Below are 17,671 nucleotides of genomic sequence, written 5' to 3' on the forward strand. Positions count from 1 at the left end.
GGGACTGAAGACTCATATCCAACCTCCCACCACCCCGTCCGCCGTCTTACAGAGGAGTCCTCGCATCTCACCCAAACCCAAAAAGGGAACTTTGCCGGAGCAGAATCCTACTCCTGCTCCGGCAAAGTTCCCTGTCCGAAGGCAATCTCCGCGCGCTTCTATCTGCGCGGGGTCATGCCTTCTATATATGTTATCATCTCTTCCAATCCATTGCACAGCCGGTTTCTGTACCGCATAAAGTCAGTTAAGGCCATCAGATAATACTCTCTCTCTGTGTTATCCCTGGTAATTCCTCCAAACTGCGCTATGTCGGCAAATACCCCGAACGGGCATCCGCAGTCGTGGGTATAGGCGTCTTTCCTGCAGTAAAACAGGTGGAGCGCCTTTCCTACAACCGCCTTTATATCTATATCTTCTGCCAGACCCTTTTCTGTCATTCCCTCAAATGCAGTCAGGCTCTTTTTGGCTCTCTGCCATACTTCTCTGATTTCACGGCCGTCAAAGTCTTTTGTCAATGCAGCCAGAATCCGGTTCAGCCGTTCGTCCATATCACGGGTAAATTCCGGGATGTTGACCGGCAGGATCTCAGCCCCCTCAATGGCTTTGATCAGTTCCAGATTGATTCCGGCATCACGCATCATGATTGTCTCATCCAGCTTATCGAGCGTGTCCTCCGGCGTGTGCCACCACGGGCCTCCGCTGGGGCAGTCCGACAGACGCCTGTCCTTTTCCGGCTCATACTTTAACATAATGGTGATGGGGATATCGGCTCCCCAGAAGGACTGGTCCGCGCCGCGTATCATCGGAACGTAGGCGTCGGGCCGTTTTCCCGTGTATTTTTCAATCAGTTTTCCGGTAAAATCAAGTCCCTCCGTACCGGCGGTGCGCGCCACGATTTGCTCCGCATTTCTGCATCCCGTCAAATCCAGGTTGATATGGGCTACGCAGTGCTTTTTAAGCTGGCCGTAATGGCTGTCGCAGTACCAGGCCGAACCGGAAAAACGTCCGTCGGAATGGCCCGACCACCAGGCAATCCTGATCCCGCGGCGCAGGAGGCCGCGGCGTTTATTCAGAATCCGTGCATACTCCAGAAGAATCGCATCGCTGACGGCATTATCGGTAATTCCCTCATACCAGGAATCATAGTGCCCCGACACCAGGACAAAGCTTTCACTTGTTCCGGATATGTCGGCAATAACCATCGTACTTTTCCTGATTCCTGTATCCATCTTAATCGAAAGCACGGCTTCCCGTTTTCCTTTCGCCAGAAGTCCGATTAACTCCTCCCCGTCCTCCCGGCCGATTCCGGCCGACGGAAGGAAACGCATATAAACGGCTTCGTCGAGTCCTGGTGTTCCCCAGACTCTTCCTATGTTGCTGTGATGGATATAACCGCCCTTCGTGCCGCAGATATGTAGAACCGCCAGCGCTCCGGCATCCAGGGCCTTTCTTGCAAAATCACCCTTTCCATCCCAGGTCAGGACGATTTTGCCGGAAAATGCCATGAAACGTTTACTCTCCTGCCTTTGCGTCCGTTTTTTCTCCCTGCACGGAACGTCGTAATAGAGCTCTCCGGTTAATCCGTCGGCCTCCTCACTGTACACATCGCCGACAAGTCGGTATTCTTTTCCCTCCACCGTCACCGCTGCGGACACGGGTTTACTGAAGAATCCCTCATATTCACAAAGCTCATACGGAACTCCGTAGCTGTCCAGTTTCTCTTTCAGGTAGCCGGCCGCCTTTTCCCCGTCCTCCGTACCGCTGTAACGGAACAGCTCATTAAACCGTTCCACCGTTTCCAGCATATTATCTCTGCTGATTTCATTTAACAGTTCTGTCTCTGTCTGTTTCATCTTACACTCTCCATCAGAATGGACCGTAGTGAATTACCTGGGCGATTACCATACCCACACATGATATGACAATCCAGGAGGCAAAAATCCTGCCCATGAATTTCATCCATTTGTCGTAAGGAACGCCCGCAGCCATCAGATTGGCCATCAGTGCGGACGACATCGGCAGGATATAATTGCCCAGGCCGTCTCCGAAGTTAAATGCCAGTACAACGGACTGCCTCGTCATGCCGATCAGATCCGCCACCGGGGTCATTAAAGGCATCACGGCCGCCGCCTGTCCCGAACCGGACGGAATAAACACATTGATAATCAGGTTGGCAAAGAACATCAGCGGCCCCTGGAAGAATGCCGGGCATGCCATCAGTACTCCCGCAATCGCGTTGACAATCGTATCGATGATTTTACCCTCCGTCAGGATACTGGAGATTGCCGTTGCAATGCCGATCATGATGGCCGCAGTCATCATTTTAGCCGCGCCTTTGCTGAATTTCTTTGAAATATCGCTGGGAGACAATCCTCCGGCAAGGCCGCCGATTACCGCGAGCCACACAAACTGTACCGCCGTCTCCGTATTGCCCCATCCGAGCTTAATCCCGCCGTATACCTGAAGCGCCGTGCTTGCCAGAAACACGAGAAGCACCGCGATTTGGCGCCTGGAAATCGTCTGTTCTTTGTCGATGCTTAAGTCGTAGCCGCCCTTTCTGGCTTCTTCCTCTATCTCAAATATGATGCTGTCCTTCGGATTTTTCTTGACCTTCATGGCATATGACACGATGAAATACCCGTTGACCACAAGGAGTACCGCACACAGTAAAAGACGGTATCCAATTCCCGAAAAGATCGGGAGGTCCGCAAATCCCTGGGCAATTGCCGTCGTTGCCGGGGCCACGGGGCCAATGCTCTGGCTGCCTCCCGCCGCCAGGATGATGATGGCGGACGCCACAATCGCATCATAGCCGCACATACGGCAGAACAGTACGAGAATCGGAATAAATCCCACCATGCCGACCGGATTCTGCCTCATCCCGTAAATACCGAATACAACAATCGTGACGATTAAAAGCATTCTTTCGCTGTTTTTGTATTTGTGGATCATCCTGTTGATAGCCGCGTCAAATGCTCCCGTAGCCAGCAGCACCTCGATCGATGCCGCACTGAAAATGGTCATCCAAATCAGGCTGGACCCGGACAGCGCTTTCACAATATAGTTGGGTATCTTTAAGAAACTGATTGGATTCTGCGCCACCCAAGCAAATGATCCCGGATCCACCATCTTCTTTCCCGTAGCGGCGTTTTCAATCCTGGCATACTCTCCTGCCGGCACAAAATACGTCATTGCCGTAACGATTACCACAAGCATCACCAGAATGACAAACACATGCGGGATTTGGATTTTCTTTTTCGACTCGTTACTCATCTTCCCCTCTTCTCCTTTGCTTTTGATAGCGAAAACTATATCAGATATGCCCGGAGTATCTCAACAAAATTTGTAACAGTGTAACTTTTGTTACACCGCTTCGTCAAGCCGTTTCTTGACGGGCCGTCTATTCGATGATAAAATTTTCAGTAAGACAAACGACAGATTAGAATCGGCAGATGCCGTAGACAGACGAATTTCGAGGTAATGATGTGGATAGAGAATATTGTGTAAATTTTGAACCCCGGGAAAATGAAGAACTGAAGCTCCTGATAGAACGATATGCCAGACGCGAGGATATCCCGCAGGGAACCTACTATGTGAAGCCGGGCGACATTCTGCGGGAAATTTCTTACCTGTATGCAGGCCAGAGCGCCCATACGATGTTTAACGGGGACGGGCAGGAAAAGCTTTCCTACATATTGACGGACGGCTGGTTTCTCGCGGAAGGCCTGTTCAGTGACGGCTCCGATTTGAGGATCGCGGAGCGCTACTCCTGGGCCAGGACGCCGCTGACCCTGTACCGGATAGACCGGAATGTCTACCGGACCCTGATCGAAAAACCCGTGTTCCGCAGCGCCCTGATTAACAGCGTCAGCGCCAAGAGGGCATATCTGCAGAGGGAACTGGAAAGCGTCATTCTGGAACGCACCAAAGACCGCCTCAAAAAGCTGTTTATCATGCTGTCCGATCCGTCCTCCAGCGCGGACGGCGAATGGTATCCCCTGTCCCATGATTATTACCATAGAGACATTGCGTCCATCATCGGAAGCAACCGTGTGACGGTCAGCCGCTTCGTAAGCGAACTCGCCCAGGAAGGATTTCTGCGGGTGGTTAATAAGAGGATACAGATTAGTAAAGACCATATAACAGACTGCTGAATGCCGCCGGACGCCCTCCTGGTCCGGCGGCGTTTCTGTGGTTACTTTAGTTCTGCGGTTCTTCAATCTCTATGATTTTTCCGGTTTTTGCCGCCTCTGCGGTTTTTATGATTTCTCCGGTTTCCGCCTCTGCATTAAAATTTCCGCGGTATCCGTGTAACTTTTGTTACACTGTAATGAATCCTGTCGATCACAGGCCGTTTATTTACTATAATGGGCGCAGTTAAAGTGAACAGTACTGTTATTATATCCAGTACAGGAAGGTTTTATGGAGGTTGTTATGGAAAACATGATGCAGGAAATTTTTGACTATGTTGATCAGCATTTTGGGGAGATGGTGGAAGAACTTGGAGAGCTCTGTTCCTACCGCAGCGCAGCCGGAGATGAACAGGGTCTTTCTCAGACAAGGGAATGGATTTTAAATAAATTAGGCCGCTTAAACATTCCTCACAAATGCCATCCGGTTGAGGGCGGGAACGCCGTCATATCCGCCGGTATGGCCGGAACATCACGGAAAATACGGGAAATACCGCAGATGGGAAGTTCACCGGAAATCAACACCGCCGAGAATCATCTCCCCACTCTGCTCTTTTATAACCATTATGACGTTGTCCAGGAAGGAAAAAAGGAACTTTGGAGTTCCTCTCCCTTTATTCCTGAAATCCGTGACGAGGTCATGTACGCCAGGGGAGTTTCCGACAATAAAGGGCCTCTTCTGTCCCGCATCCAGGCCATTCAGGCTGTTCTTGCGGTCACGGGGGAGCTTCCGGTCAACGTAAAATTCTTTTTCGAGGGAGATGAAGAAACCAGCAGCCCTTCTCTGGGTAAATTTACAGCACGGCATCCGGAACTTTTTAAGGAACTCACGAAAGCCGACGCCTGCCTGTGGGAAAACGGACGCAAGGACAGCAAGGGACGTCCGTGGGCCAGATTCGGCGTGCGCGGCAGCATCAGCTTCGACCTGTCCGTGGAGACATCGGCAAAGGATGTCCATGCCAGAATGGGAACCGTAATCCCCAGCGCCTCCTGGCGTCTTGTCTGGGCTCTCGCAAGCCTCAAAAACGAGGACGAGCGGATAGCCATCGACGGTTTCTACGACGACGTGCTCCCTGTTACCGGGGACGACGAAAAAATTCTGGAATCATTTCCCTACGATGAGGAGGATTTGAAGAACAAGATGAAGCTCGGCTCCTTTCTCAGGGATGCCACGGGCCTTCAGTTAAAAAAACAGATTTATATGGAACCTTCCGTTTCCATATGCGGTCTGGAAGCCGGGGAAATGTACAACGGAATCCGCGGAATTGTACCGCACAAGGCCTCGGCCAGGGTCTCCTTTTATCTTGTCGCCAACCAGGACCCAAAAAAGGTGGAACGCCAATTCCGGGAACACCTGGACCGCCGCGGCTTTTCCGATATCATGATATCAGCCCGGGGAGTGAACACTCCGGTCCGCACGCCGGTCGATATTCCGTTTAAAGACCAGCTTATCCGTGCGGCCGCAAAGGTGTACCGGGAGCCCATGGTCATTGAACCGACACAGCTCGGCGGCGGCCCCGCCATCTATTTCCACCGGGCATGGCCCCAGATGCCCATCGTTGGGGCCGGTCCCGGAAATACCGACGGAAACCACCATGCCCCGGATGAAAACATGCGCCTCCTGGATTATAAAGAATCCGTCAAACATATGATTGCCCTTCTCTATGAGATGGGCGGCGGTGTGGCCCGTTAAAAAGCCCCTGCAAGAGCTTCTGCCCTGGCACATCCGTCGGTTTTTACGATATCTCCCACATTCAGAACTCCGGGAACGAGTATTTCTCCGACGGAACGCCACTTCAGCAGGGCGGCGGTGCGCTCATATGGGATGCGCACCCCGTCCATGACGGACATATCGTCCTCTTCACAGCATGTAATAAGAGCACATTCTTTCCCGCCGATATCTTTTCCCCCCACAACAAAGGAAAAAAGCTTATCTATGACTCCCTTAATCTGTGCAGGCATGGTGTACCAATAAACGGGCATCGTGAAAACCACCGCGTCCGCCTCCTGGATAGCCGGGGCGATCGTATTGAAATCATCGTCAAAGCTGCACGGTTTCCCGGTCCGGAAGCATGTTTCACAGGCATGGCAGCCCCCTACGTTTTGCATGGCGGCGTCAAACCGGATGACGCTGTGCCCCTTTGCCTTTGCCGCCCTGATGAAAGCATCCGTCATAGCAAAACTGTTCCCGCTCTTTCTGGGACTTCCCGTTATCACAACAATTTTTTTACCCATCTCATCTACTCTCCTTTTATTTTTCCTGTGTCGGTATTGACTTTCCTTACCAACTACATTATCATTCTAGCAAGAATAGGATTTAACTCAAGTACGCACATTTAAGTGCGGTACTAACAATCATGTATCATACTTACTTAAAGGAGAGTGTAAAATGAATAATCGGTGTATATCAAAAGAATATCTGGGTGACACGGGATTCAGTTATACGCTGTCGCTGATTAACGGTAAATATAAGATGACTATTTTGTATACGCTGATGGAATTCGGCGTGGTACGGTTTAATGAAATGAAAAAATACATCGGCGGAATTTCATATAAGACGCTCAGTGCTACGTTGAAAGAACTTGAAGCGGATCAGCTCGTGCACAGGGAGGAGTATCCCCAGATTCCTCCCAAAGTCGAATACAGCCTTACTGCACGCGGAAAAACTCTGCTCCCGATTCTGGATACCATGTGCGAATGGGGCGAAAAAAACAGATTATGAGATAATCTTTAACATGGCGGCAATATCCTCGGCAGCCATCTGCGCTTTTGACTTTTCAATCAGGATATTGCCTCCCGTCATGATGTAAGAAGGCAATATCCTGATATGACCGTAATAAATCTCGGTATTTCTTAACTTGTACGTGGAAACAGCCGGAACTGCGTTCTTCTTTGTCGCTTTTTTCGTAATCGCATTAAAAGCTTTCTTCGCCACATCTCCCATCAGCATGATAACCATAAGGTTGGGAAACAGCGCAATCTCCTTTTCCAGACAGGGCAGGCTTTTTTCAATGCTGCTTTTCTCTATGGCATACTCCGACTTTGGAGTTTTTACCGCATTCGTAATATAAATTCCCTTCTGCAATATGTCCTGAATGGACGTTACCGCCGCCCCCGCATCCCGAAAAAGAGGAATTGTGGTTTTCATGTAATCGGCGTCCGCCGGTCCGTAAAAATCCTGAAGCGGATCCGCCGGAACCACCTCGTTGATCATCATCGCTTTCACCGCCGACGGATCAATCTCAATGTCATTGAGATATAGGCCATCCGTTATCCCGGCTGTTTTTTCCAGTTCTTTTTTAATATTCATCGTTTCACTCCTTTGTGGTGATTTAGCGCGGCTTCACACCGCTCTGTCAGCCTGCGGCGCACGGACTCCGGACGGAGCACCGTTACTCTGCTGCCAAAAGACAGAAGGAAGTCATAAAGCCATTCATTTTCCGGGAGCGTAAGCTTTACCAGATAGCTGTCATCCTGTTTTCTTATGGCACTGTCTTCTAATATATCGAATAACTTATATCCTGTTTCCAGGGAACATTCCAGTTCCAGCTCGACAGGCTCCCCCATATCCTGCACTTTAGGGAAGACTGTCCCGACTTTTTCCATACTACGCGTAAAATGCTGCTCCGTCAGGGACAGGTTTTTTATCCGGGTGAGTCGGAACAGTCTGTATTCATTCCGCGAAAGACAGAAACCGTACAGATACCATGCCTTGTCCCTGTAAACCAGTTTACCCGGATGTACATCCCGCCCGGTATGTTCCCCGTTCGAATTATAATAGTCAAAGCTGATTTGGCGGCTTTCAAATATCGCCTGCTTTATCTCGCGAAACAGCCTGTTCTCCTTTTCCGCCGCGCTGCCCCAACGGGAAAAATCAACACTGATCCAGTCGGTGATCGAGGTTTGGAAGACCGCGCCCAGTTTTCGGAGGATCGCGTCTTCCTCCGGGTTTTGTACCGCCGAAAGACTCTGCAGACCGGATAAAATCGCCTGCTGCTCGCTGTCTGAGAAAAGGGATTTATCAAGTACATAACCGTCCAGAAACCGTATGCCTCCGCTTCTTCCGGCCGTCACGTAGACGGGGATGCCCGCGCCGCTGAGAACATCAATATCCCGATAAATCGTACGAACGGACACTTCGAATTTTTCCGCTAATTCGGGCGCCGTCGCATGTCCCCGCTCCAGCAGGTAATACAGTATTTGAAACAGTCTGCTCTCCTGCAATCTTACACCTCCCGTAGTTTCTGTCTTATACAGTTTCTCTCTTATTCAGTATCCGGCTCCTGTAGTTCCAGGCTCCTGTAGTTTCCGGCTCCTATAGTTCCAGGCTCCTGTAGTTTCCGGCTCCTATAGTTCCAGGCTCCTGTAGTTTCCGGCAGTTTATCTGCCTTTGCAGCCCATCGGTTCCTGACGCTTTCCGCCTCACCCAATTCCCCTGTTTTCACAAGTCATTCCCACTTACCGGTTTCTGCTCCCACAAGTTTATTATATTGTACTAACCATGACAACGTCATGTCAAGGTTAATACCCAAAGGACAAAAAAGGCTGAAATTCCCTCTGAAAACGGATAACTTCATCTCCCGCACCGGCAGTTAAAAACAGACCATATTCACGGATTATTTACGCTATTTTCCTCCGCGGCCTAATAAGATCCATATAATTATCCCGGAAGTCCGGGAATATGCCAGGCACGGCAGAAATAAGGGAGGAAACATATGGGGGCACAAATTGTAGATTCTGTTCATCTTGGCGGCCTGATTGGCATGGCTATCCCCACCTATGTAGGGGCAATGTTTTTCGCCGTTCTGATACGGAATCTGAATGAAAAATTCCATTTTTATGAGTTCAGTATCGACTTTAACGACCGCATCGGCGATATCAGCCTAGGGCTGTATCTGTCCATGGCCCTGCTGACGCTGAAGCTCTGGGAGCTGGCCGAACTGGCTCTTCCGCTGCTCGCCCTTCTCTGCGTGCAGACCATTGTGCTGCTCATCCTCACCTACTACGTACTGTTCCGTATTCTGGGGAAAAACTATGACGCCGCCGTTATGTCCGCGGGCCTGATCGGCCACGATCTCGGCTCCACTCCGACGGCTGTGGCGAACATGACCACTATCCACTCCAAATACGGGGTATCAAGAAAAGCGCTTATCATTGTACCAATTGTCGGAGCATTCCTGATCGACGTATTTTATCAGCCCTTTGTCATCTGGTGCATCAACGTGCTCTGCTAGTTTACCAAATACCGCGTAAACGGTAACAATACAGCGCCTTTTATATCCATTCGCTTTTCATGGGGAATACAAAACAGCGTTTCTATGGTATTCTCTTATTAAAAACAGGGTGGTATTTCAGGTCGAAACTCGATAAGAGGATTTTATCGGCCCCTGGTACCGAAAAATAATTAGGTCGGAAAACCGCCACGGATTTTTCCTCCTATCACACCGTTTCTATCAAATGTATCCAAAAAGCTCCCGGAAGTCAAATCTCCCAGGAGCTTTTTCCGACAAAATACCTCGTCATAAACATGCCTATTTGCGTAACACGTCGACCGCATGGCTCGTAATCCCCACCATATCTTCGCGTTCGCAGGTGGCAAAATGGTAATTTAAATATAACCGGAATGCTTCGCTATCCATCGCATCCACCGCTTCACGCATAAATAAGGCACAGCCGTCGGCCGCAACGTAATGCAGCCTTGTTACCGGCAATTCAGCCATCAAATCATCGATCTCTTCTTTGCGGACAAGCTCAAACAGATCCCTGGGTTCCGACTTTGCCGCAAATGTCCGGGAATCCAGCAATCCCCGGTTGATATAGTCGGCAACACTGATATTGCCCCGGTTAAATCCTTCATCAAGGAGACAGCCGTCGGATATAACATAGGCGGCAAAAATGATGCCTCCCTGCTTTGTAACCCGGATTGCCTCGCGAAGCGCCTGCAGCTTATCTTCTCTTTTATAGAGATGATACAGCGGGCCTAATAACAGTGTAATGTCATATCTATTATCCGGGAAAGCGGATAAGTCCAGGGCATTCCCCTGAGTTACCGATATGTTTTCGTCCGGCAAAGTATTTTGTCGGAAAACCTCTATATTATGTTCAACCAGCTCCACCGCGTCGACATCATATCCCCGCCGCGCCAGCGCATGGGAATACCGGCCGGTACCCGCACCGATTTCAAGGACGCGGGCTCCCGGTTTTATGTATTTCTCTATATAGCGCATCGTTGTAAGAAATTCAACTGTCCCATGCTTTAACTCCAGCCGCCTGTCCTCGTCGTAGTTATTGTAAAAGTCAATTACGTATTGATTCGTTCTCATATAATATTCCAATCCGGCTTCTCCTGCCTGATAACAGCCGACAATACATTTACCAACATTTTTTCGGCACTGTTCCGATCCAATGACATTTTTTTCGTTGCTGTTAAAACCGCTATGCCATGGGTATAGAGAAACAAATCCAGAAAGATTACCTTTCCGCGCTCCAACTCTATCCCAATCTGTTCTGAGAAAAAAGCCGCCCTTTTTTCATTATCAGCCTCGTTATAGAAATCCTTCGCCTTCTCCATTTTTAAATCCATATCGTTTATAAAAAGAAGCTTAAATAAATGCGTCTCCTCCCGTGCAAATTCAATATAGGAAAGGGGCAGGACTAAAATGGGACTGACATCCGCGGAATTACTGTAATGAATGACATACCGACTGTAAAATTCATACGCATAGTCGAGGAATTCCTGTTTCAGTTCCTCCATGTTCTTATAGCATGTAAAAATGGGGCGTGTAGAACAATTCAATTTTCCCGCAATACTCCTCGCATTGACGGTTTCAAATCCGTTTTCTCTTGTTATCTCTAAAACCGTATTTAAAATCATTTCTTTTGTTATTTTCGCTGTAGGCGGCATATGGGTTCACCTTTCTTTACAAATCTCGTTATGATACATATGTTATACAACTATTGTTACACATTGCAGCCGTTTTGTCAAGCGTGAGCTTTTCGTGGTCTAGTCTTCTCTTCTTCCGCAGCTTGATTGAAAAAGCCATTGACAGGTAAACGTTCGCTCACTATAATACAACCATAGATGGTAAACGATCGTTTACATCGCAGGAGGCATTGGGCATGACCGACACAAAGGAAAATATTCTGATGACATCACTCCGTCTGTTTGCACAAGATGGGTATGAGGCAGTTTCCGTCAGCAAAATTGCCGGGGAACTGGGTATGACAAAAGGTGCATTGTATAAACACTACAAGAATAAACGCGCCATTTTTGACAGTATTTTTGAACGCTTATGCCGGTTGGATATCGAACGTTCCAAAGAGGCGGGCTTGCCGGAACAAAAGCTTAATGAGGCGCCGGTTTTTCAGAGTGCTTCCGTGGAAAGCGTGAAAGCATACATGGTATCCCAGTTTTATTACTGGACGGAGGATGAAACCGCCTGCAATTTCCGAAAAATGCTGACGCTGGAACAGTACCGGAACCCTGAAATGACGAAATTATATCAAAAGGTTTTAACAGGAGGACCGGTCGCTTTTATGGAGACTTTGTTTTACAAAATGATGGAGCAGGGAACCCTGCGCAGCGGAAGTCCCGAACAAATGGCCATTGAATTCTATGCCCCGTTCTATCTGCTTTTAAGTCTTTCGGACGCAGCGCGGGACAAAGAAGAAAAAGATAAGATAAAAAATCTGTTTCGGACGCATATTGATTGTTTTACCGAAAAATATGCTGCTGAAGAACCGTAAACATCCATCGAAAGTTGTGAGCAAATAAAAAAAACAGGAGAATTATTATGAAAAAATATAGCAGCCGGAGTATTGTGCGCTGACCGGGAGGTTTGCGTAAAATGAATTTCCGCCAAGCCTCCCAAAAGGAATCTTATAACCGCCTTTTGGAGGATAAAATCTTATGAACAGAGAAAATAAACGAAAACAATATGAAAAAGGATATTATAAATCCCATGCCTGTAACGACAGCTTTACCTGCAAGGTCTGTGACAGACCCGTCACGGCAGCAGGCGCGGGGAGCGATCACCGCAACCACTGCCCTAACTGTCTGTGCAGTCTTCACGTGGACATCGAACCTGGCGACCGCGAATCAGACTGCGGCGGCATTATGGAGCCGATAGCCGTCTGGGTGCGCAAAAATGGCGAATGGGCCGTTATTCACCGCTGCCGCAGATGCGGGCAGCTTTCATCAAACCGCATAGCAGCCGACGACAATCCTATGAAACTGATATCTATCGCAATGAAACCGGCCGCTCTTCCGCCGTTTCCCCTTGAGAGGATTGAGGAAATGACGAGACTGATGGGCGGCGGCGGAAAGTTAAGATAAGGAACTTTATTTCTTTCCTGTCGGTGGAGAAGCGGCTTTCTTCATGATATCCGGAATATCAATCTTCTGTGGACAGTGTTTCCGGCATGCGCCGCACCCCAGGCAGTGTTCCGGCCCGACGACACTGTCCAGTTCGGCGATCCTCCATGTCTCTCCGCTGATTCTGCGCTCATTATAGCCTTTGATCAGAAGCGGGATATCAAGACCGGCCGGACATACCGGACAGCAGTAACGGCATGCGGAACAGGGAACCCCCAGATCCTGAAAGAATACTTCTGCTGCTTCTTTCAGCGCTTTCTGCTCCGACGACGACAACGGATCCTTTTTTTCAAATGTCCTTACATTCTCTAAAATCTGATCCGCCGATGACATTCCGCTGAGAACAGTCTGCACATTTTCAAATCCCATCAGGAACCGGAATGCCCAGGAAGAAAGGGAGCGTTCCGGAGCAGCGGCTTTTAGGATTTTTGCCGCCTCCCTGTTAAGGCCGGACAGCCGCCCGCCTTTTAACGGCTCCATTACCCAAACCGGAATCCCATGGCCTGTCAGGATATCATACTGCTTTGCGGCCTCCAATAAAGTCCAGTCCAGGTAATTCATCTGGATCAGAGCCATATCAAACCCATCATACCAGTCCAGGAACCGCGTCAGTGTATCCGGCGCCCCATGGGAAGAAAATCCGAGATACCGGATCCGCCCGGCTTCCTTCTGCTTTAAGAGATACCCCAGATAATTCCTCTCTTTATCCATATAGTCTGTAATGAAGTTCTCATCCATGCCATGGAAAAGGTAGACATCAATATAATCGGTCCGAAGGCGTTTCAACTGTTCCTCAAAAACCTGTTCGATATTTGGATTGGCTGCGGCATAAAACTTTGTGGAAAGATAATAGCTGTTCCGGGAATACCCGGCCAGCGCTTCTCCAAGAAAACGCTCCGAGTCCCCGTTCTGGTAAGTATAGGCGGTGTCTATGTAATTAATGCCGCCTGAAAGCGCCAGGTCAATTATTCTCTGTGCCTCATTGCGGTCAATGCGGCCAGTATTTCCCGGTTCCATGGGAAGACGCAAAGCCCCCAATCCCAGCGCTGATACATTCATGTCGTGAAACTTTCTGTAATACATCTTCTGTTCCTTTCTGCCGGGGCACCGTCGAAGACGGTAGCAGCCGTCACAGTTTCTGAAAGTATACCATTGCAGTCTGACAGTGAAGCAAGGCCGCACCGCCTGACTGTTTTCTACCGTATATTATATACTCCTGAAATTGATACTGCAAATAGATTCATATTATCGCCCCCAAGGATCCCGGAAACTTTTTAAGACCTTTTAATACCCTTTCAGCCGTTCCAGTCCATCGCCGATACATACCACTGAACAGGAACTATTGATTTACAGAAATTGTTTTCCATAAAGAGTCCTGCTCGCCGTACTCTCACGCCGGACGCGGCCGCATCGCTGCATATTACATCTTTCCTCAAGGGTGCATTCCGCCCGAAAAGGCTTTACATCACAGGAACACGTCCCTATGATATAAAAAGAACCCCCAGGAAGTTACACCTCCCTGGGGGCCCGCACTGCGCCCAATGGGCACAACTGCTTTTTCTTTATATAATTCAAGCCTTTTCTTAGAACTTTCCAGCGTCAGAAGCCTCTTGCACGCTGACCGCAACGGCTACCGTCATTCCAACCATCGGGTTATTGCCTGCGCCGATCAGACCCATCATCTCAACGTGAGCCGGAACGGAGGAGGAACCTGCGAACTGAGCGTCGGAGTGCATACGGCCCAGTGTATCCGTCATACCGTAGGAAGCAGGACCTGCCGCCATGTTGTCGGGATGAAGGGTACGGCCTGTACCGCCGCCGGATGCAACGGAAAAGTACTTTTTGCCTTTTTCAATACATTCTTTCTTGTAAGTACCTGCTACCGGATGCTGGAATCTTGTCGGGTTGGTGGAGTTTCCGGTGATGGAAACGTCTACGCCCTCTTTCCACATAATGGCAACGCCTTCTGTTACGTCATTTGCGCCGTAGCAGTTAACTTTCGCCCTTAAGCCTTCGGAGTAGGATTTTCTCCACAGCTCTTTCACTTCGCCCGTGTAGTAGTCCATCTCTGTCTCAACATAGGTAAAGCCGTTGATACGGGAAATGATCTGGGCTGCGTCTTTGCCAAGTCCGTTTAAGATGACACGGAGCGGTTTCTGACGTACTTTGTTGGCCTTCTCGGCAATACCGATGGCTCCCTCTGCGGCTGCAAAGGACTCATGGCCTGCCAGGAAACAGAAACAGTCCGTCTCTTCTTCCAAAAGCATCTTGCCAAGGTTGCCGTGGCCTAAACCTACTTTACGCTGGTCGGCAACAGAACCCGGGATACAGAAGGACTGAAGTCCCTCACCGATTGCCGCTGCTGCGTCCGCCGCTCTTCTGCATCCTTTTTTGATGGCAATGGCAGCCCCTACCGTGTAAGCCCAGCCTGCGTTCTCAAAGCAGATAGGCTGAATTTTCTTCACCTGGTCATATACGTTCAGTCCAGCATCTTTCGTGATTTTCTCGGCCTCTTCAATGGAAGCGATGCCATAGCTGTTTAATACGGAATTGATTTTGTCAATTCGTCTCTCATATGATTCAAATAATGCCATAACTCTATGATCCTCCTTAATATTTTGTCACTATCCACAGTCCCGAAGATGCGGCAATACTGCGGACAGTAACACACCTCGCGGAACAGCGCGCCCCGTCTTACCGGGTATAACGGCTGTGAATAATAAGAATATTTTTACCTGCTGTTAAGCCTTTGTCTATGTAATACCTTACTGCACGTGATCATCACCGATTATTCCTGTCTCGGATCGATAATCTTCACAGCGTCGTCCACACGGCCGTACTGGCCTTTGGATTTCTCATATGCAGTAGCCGGATCGTCGCCCTTCTTAATGAAATCCGTCATCTTGCCAAAGTTTACGAACTGGTAACCGATGATCTGATTCTCGTCATCAAGAGCGATTCCTGTTACATAGCCTTCCGCCATCTCCAGGTAACGCGGACCTTTCTTTAATGTTCCATACATTGTACCAACCTGAGAACGAAGTCCCTTGCCCAGATCCTCAAGACCTGCACCGATTGGAAGACCATCCTCTGAGAATGCACTCTGCGTTCTTCCGTATGCGATCTGAAGGAAAAGCTCTCTCATTGCTGTATTAATTGCATCACAGACAAGGTCAGTGTTCAGCGCCTCCAGAACGGTTCTTCCCGGGAGAATTTCTGCTGCCATGGCTGCGGAGTGTGTCATACCTGAACATCCGATTGTCTCTACTAAAGCTTCCTGAATGATTCCCTCTTTTACATTCAGAGTCAGCTTACAGGCGCCCTGCTGCGGAGCACACCAGCCCACGCCGTGAGTTAAACCGGAGATATCTTTCACCTCTCTGGATTTTACCCATTTTGCTTCTTCCGGAATCGGAGCACAGCCGTGATTAACGCCCTGCGCTACTGGACACATACTTTCAACTTCGTGTGAATAAATCATTTTAAGACTCCTTTCAAAATGAATGTGTTAGTACTTTGTTAATTTTATCACATCATACTTGTTCTTATTATCTCACGTATCTTATAATTCGTCTATAGTTTTTTCCAGAAAACTTTGCACAAAAACACCAGCCGTTTTTTGAAGTTTTACGTCGTTTTTTGTAACGGAATCCCCATCCTTTTTTCCATTTTTTTCAATGTCATTTTATAGGCGATGTAGAAAATGATTCCCTTTGCCACGCTGGATACGGTGAGCGCCCACCAGATGCCGTTCAGCCCCAGACCCATGGCGGAAAACAGAATCGCCAGCGGAATTCTGGCCGAGGTAAGCGTAATGCTCAGCACCGACGGGATGGAAGTCTTTCCAAGGCCGGCAAAAGCGCCGACCGACGTTACCTCTATCAGCATAAAGAACTGGGAAAGTCCAAGGATTTGAAGATATTCCACTCCGGCCTGAAGCACTTCCGGTTCATGGATGAATATTCCAAAAATGGGCCTCGCCATAAAAATCAGCAGGGCGGTTGTCATCAGTCCCCATACACCCATCATTTTTACCGCTGCCGAGAAACCTTTCTTAACGCGGTCAAACATCCCCGCGCCGAAGTTCTGCCCGGTAAATGAGTTGACTGCGGCTGCAAAACCTTCTCCCACCATCCAGGAGACGGATTCCACCTGTCCGCCCACTCTCTGGATCGCCACCGCCGTATCTCCCCAGCTTGTCACCAGTCTCGTCAAAATCATCGATATTCCCGCATAGATCAGGTTCTGTATCGATGCCGGGAATCCGATGGTCACAATCTCCTTTATATACCGGACCGGCGTCCTGGAAAACAGCCTGAACTGTTTGAAAAGCGCCGTATCCCGGCTGACCGCCAATATAAAAATGACCGAAACCGTGATCTGTGCCGTCACCGTCGCAATGGCGGCTCCCACCACTCCGAGAACCGGAAACGGACCGATTCCGAAAATCAGGACCGGGTCGAGGACCATATTGGCAGCCAGACCGATGACATTGGCCTTAAACGGCGTTTTGCTGTCTCCGGTGGCCGTCAGGATACCGGTCAGCACCGAGTTGATATAGGGGAAAATAATCAGGCCGCAGACGATCCGCAGATAATTCTCCGAATTTGCTATGATTACCGGATCTTTAAGCCCGAAAAACCCAATCAGATGTTTTGCCCCAAACAGCGATATCAATCCAAAGACTACGGCAAATAAAAGCCCCATCTGAATGGCGCCTTTCGCATACTGTGCCGCTTCCCTGTCATTACCGGCGCCCAGCGCATGGGCCACCTTAACCTGACCGCCTATTTTAGCCAGATCCACAATCCCCTGTGAAAGCCAGCTATACATTCCGGCGGTTCCCACGGCCGTCACCGCGCCGGCTCCCAGTCTGCCAATCCATGCCATATCCGTCAGGTTATAGGCCATCTGGACCAGTGACGTGGCCATAATCGGCACTGCCAGCCGCGTCAGAGCCGGCAGAATCGGCTCATGGAGTAAATCTACCTTTTTATTCATCTTTTTTCCCTCTAAATTGATTATTTGTAACAGTTCAGACAGCATGAACTATTACGGCATTCGGCTAATGAAATCGCTACGCGATGAGCCGAATGCTTGCTGCCAC

At 49.2% G+C, this 17,671-nt stretch carries 17 protein-coding genes; 6 read left to right on the forward strand and 11 right to left on the reverse strand.

Annotated features, from left to right (window positions below):
• Positions 1 to 158: 158 nt before the first annotated feature.
• Both QZT18_RS21080 and QZT18_RS21085 read right to left on the reverse strand, forming a co-directional pair.
• On the reverse strand, positions 159 to 1,853 hold the full coding sequence (locus QZT18_RS21080; RefSeq protein WP_294151192.1) for a M28 family peptidase: 1,695 nt from the start codon (positions 1,851 to 1,853) through the stop codon (positions 159 to 161).
• Positions 1,854 to 1,866: 13 nt separating this feature from the next.
• Positions 1,867 to 3,273 carry a YfcC family protein gene (locus QZT18_RS21085; RefSeq protein ID WP_294151193.1) on the reverse strand — a complete coding sequence of 469 codons (1,407 nt, stop codon included), beginning with the start codon at positions 3,271 to 3,273 and terminating at the stop codon, positions 1,867 to 1,869.
• A gap of 212 nt (positions 3,274 to 3,485) precedes the next feature.
• On the opposite strand from QZT18_RS21085, the gene QZT18_RS21090 reads away from it, so the two are divergent.
• On the forward strand, positions 3,486 to 4,154 hold the full coding sequence (locus tag QZT18_RS21090; RefSeq protein WP_294151195.1) for a Crp/Fnr family transcriptional regulator: 669 nt from the start codon (positions 3,486 to 3,488) through the stop codon (positions 4,152 to 4,154).
• A gap of 268 nt (positions 4,155 to 4,422) precedes the next feature.
• Positions 4,423 to 5,883, forward strand: coding sequence for a M20/M25/M40 family metallo-hydrolase (locus QZT18_RS21095; RefSeq protein WP_294151197.1), 1,461 nt, complete (start codon positions 4,423 to 4,425; stop codon positions 5,881 to 5,883).
• Here the strand turns inward: QZT18_RS21095 and QZT18_RS21100 are convergent.
• On the reverse strand, positions 5,880 to 6,425 hold the full coding sequence (locus QZT18_RS21100) for a flavodoxin family protein (protein WP_294151199.1): 546 nt from the start codon (positions 6,423 to 6,425) through the stop codon (positions 5,880 to 5,882). The two genes, QZT18_RS21095 and QZT18_RS21100, sit on opposite strands and share 4 nt — an antisense overlap.
• Before the next feature lie 154 nt (positions 6,426 to 6,579).
• Here QZT18_RS21100 and QZT18_RS21105 point away from each other — a divergent pair, with 154 nt between their 5' ends.
• Entirely contained in the window at positions 6,580 to 6,912 is a 333-nt protein-coding gene (locus QZT18_RS21105) for a helix-turn-helix domain-containing protein (protein WP_294151202.1), read from the forward strand.
• Here QZT18_RS21105 and QZT18_RS21110 read toward each other — a convergent pair.
• Together QZT18_RS21110 and QZT18_RS21115 are read right to left on the reverse strand one after the other, a co-directional pair.
• Entirely contained in the window at positions 6,907 to 7,500 is a 594-nt protein-coding gene (locus tag QZT18_RS21110; protein ID WP_294151205.1) for a uracil-DNA glycosylase family protein, read from the reverse strand. The genes QZT18_RS21105 and QZT18_RS21110 overlap by 6 nt on opposite strands.
• Complete coding sequence (locus tag QZT18_RS21115; protein ID WP_294151207.1) at positions 7,497 to 8,414, reverse strand: YafY family protein; 918 nt, start codon at positions 8,412 to 8,414, stop codon at positions 7,497 to 7,499. The genes QZT18_RS21110 and QZT18_RS21115 overlap by 4 nt, the downstream gene beginning before the upstream one ends.
• Before the next feature lie 491 nt (positions 8,415 to 8,905).
• Between QZT18_RS21115 and QZT18_RS21120 the strand changes: the two genes are divergently transcribed.
• Positions 8,906 to 9,424: a sodium/glutamate symporter gene (locus QZT18_RS21120; RefSeq protein WP_294151209.1), complete on the forward strand. Its 519-nt coding sequence runs from the start codon at positions 8,906 to 8,908 to the stop codon at positions 9,422 to 9,424.
• Positions 9,425 to 9,721: 297 nt separating this feature from the next.
• On the opposite strand, the gene QZT18_RS21125 is transcribed toward QZT18_RS21120, so the two are convergent.
• A complete protein-coding gene (locus QZT18_RS21125) occupies positions 9,722 to 10,513 on the reverse strand; it encodes a bifunctional 2-polyprenyl-6-hydroxyphenol methylase/3-demethylubiquinol 3-O-methyltransferase UbiG (protein ID WP_294151223.1) in 792 nt (263 codons plus the stop codon).
• On the reverse strand, positions 10,510 to 11,094 hold the full coding sequence (locus tag QZT18_RS21130) for a TetR/AcrR family transcriptional regulator (RefSeq protein WP_294151211.1): 585 nt from the start codon (positions 11,092 to 11,094) through the stop codon (positions 10,510 to 10,512). Before QZT18_RS21130 ends, QZT18_RS21125 begins: the two co-directional genes overlap by 4 nt.
• A gap of 215 nt (positions 11,095 to 11,309) precedes the next feature.
• Here QZT18_RS21130 and QZT18_RS21135 point away from each other — a divergent pair, with 215 nt between their 5' ends.
• Positions 11,310 to 11,936: a TetR/AcrR family transcriptional regulator gene (locus tag QZT18_RS21135; protein WP_294151213.1), complete on the forward strand. Its 627-nt coding sequence runs from the start codon at positions 11,310 to 11,312 to the stop codon at positions 11,934 to 11,936.
• A gap of 163 nt (positions 11,937 to 12,099) precedes the next feature.
• Positions 12,100 to 12,525 carry an RNHCP domain-containing protein gene (locus QZT18_RS21140; RefSeq protein WP_294151215.1) on the forward strand — a complete coding sequence of 142 codons (426 nt, stop codon included), beginning with the start codon at positions 12,100 to 12,102 and terminating at the stop codon, positions 12,523 to 12,525.
• A gap of 6 nt (positions 12,526 to 12,531) precedes the next feature.
• On the opposite strand, the gene QZT18_RS21145 is transcribed toward QZT18_RS21140, so the two are convergent.
• The 4 genes from QZT18_RS21145 to QZT18_RS21160 form a co-directional block, all read right to left on the reverse strand.
• The gene (locus QZT18_RS21145) at positions 12,532 to 13,647 is read right to left on the reverse strand and encodes an aldo/keto reductase (protein ID WP_294151216.1); all 1,116 of its coding nucleotides are present in this window, start codon (positions 13,645 to 13,647) and stop codon (positions 12,532 to 12,534) included.
• A 500-nt stretch (positions 13,648 to 14,147) separates the two neighbouring features.
• Positions 14,148 to 15,158 carry a GGGtGRT protein gene (locus QZT18_RS21150; RefSeq protein ID WP_294151218.1) on the reverse strand — a complete coding sequence of 337 codons (1,011 nt, stop codon included), beginning with the start codon at positions 15,156 to 15,158 and terminating at the stop codon, positions 14,148 to 14,150.
• A 194-nt stretch (positions 15,159 to 15,352) separates the two neighbouring features.
• Positions 15,353 to 16,045: an iron-sulfur cluster assembly scaffold protein gene (locus QZT18_RS21155; RefSeq protein ID WP_125144142.1), complete on the reverse strand. Its 693-nt coding sequence runs from the start codon at positions 16,043 to 16,045 to the stop codon at positions 15,353 to 15,355.
• Between the two features lie 146 nt (positions 16,046 to 16,191).
• Positions 16,192 to 17,565, reverse strand: a complete 1,374-nt coding sequence (locus tag QZT18_RS21160; RefSeq protein ID WP_294151221.1) for an MATE family efflux transporter — start codon at positions 17,563 to 17,565, stop codon at positions 16,192 to 16,194.
• Between the last annotated feature and the right edge of the window lie 106 nt (positions 17,566 to 17,671).

This window comes from uncultured Clostridium sp. (genome assembly GCF_900547735.1).
Classification (GTDB): Bacteria; Bacillota; Clostridia; order Lachnospirales; family Lachnospiraceae; genus Otoolea.